We start from the raw sequence: 703 nt of genomic DNA, 5'->3' as shown, positions 1-703 counted from the left end.
GTATAAGAGACAGCGGTCACGAAACTCGAATCCCCCTTGCCGCGAACGTGTTTCCACTTGTGCTCGTCGACCTGACACCGATCGTGGACGGTACCGGGCCGGCACGCTTGCTGGACATGGTCGCCGGCCGCTCCAAGGCGGCGTTGAAGGATTGGCTGACCGCACGCGATCCTGCATTTCGTGACCGGATCAAGGTGGTGACGATGGACGGCTTCGAGCTTGTCAAGATGTTTGTGTAAGAACGTGACTCCTGATTTTTGTGTGCTTGCTGTTGCGGTCTAGGTGAGGTGGGGTTCGATGCGGTCGGGGTAGGCCAGGGCGAGTTGGCCGAGGGCCTGTTTCCAGTTCGTCACGACCTGTCCCTCGACGAGTCGTCCGGGGGCTTTGCGGGTGGCGGCGGGCTTGCCGCGTTCCTTCTCGCGTTGCCGGGCGCGTTTGTCCTCGATGTCGCAGATCGCCAGCCACAGCAGCTTGCGGACCGCGACGTCATTCGGGAAATGGCCGCGGTTCTTGATGACCTTACGTAACTGATAGTTCAGCGACTCGATCGAGTTCGTGGTGTAAATGACCTTGCGCAGTTCGGGTGGGAACGCCAAGAAGGGGATGAAACGGTCCCACGCCCGGTCGAAAGCCTGTGCTGCACTGGGGTATTTGACACCCAACTCCGAGTCGCGGAAGGCCTCCCACTCGAGGCGGGCGACCT

General features: G+C 60.9%; 1 protein-coding gene and 1 pseudogene. One reads left to right on the top strand and one right to left on the bottom strand.

The genetic code is table 11. The features are described from left to right. Positions 1-215 (top strand): annotated as a pseudogene (locus tag A5777_RS11600) (transposase); the annotation flags it as partial. A 63-nt stretch (positions 216-278) separates the two neighbouring features. Here the strand turns inward: A5777_RS11600 and A5777_RS11595 are convergent. Continuing rightward, the coding region (locus tag A5777_RS11595; RefSeq protein ID WP_197502356.1) for a transposase at positions 279-703 on the bottom strand (425 nt) is incomplete at its 5' end.

Origin of the sequence: Gordonia sp. 852002-10350_SCH5691597, from assembly GCF_001665715.1 — a bacterium.
Taxonomy (GTDB): domain Bacteria; phylum Actinomycetota; class Actinomycetes; order Mycobacteriales; family Mycobacteriaceae; genus Gordonia; species Gordonia sputi.
The sequence above is the reverse complement of the archived record's forward strand: the minus strand, read 5'-3'. Positions and strand labels throughout refer to the sequence as shown.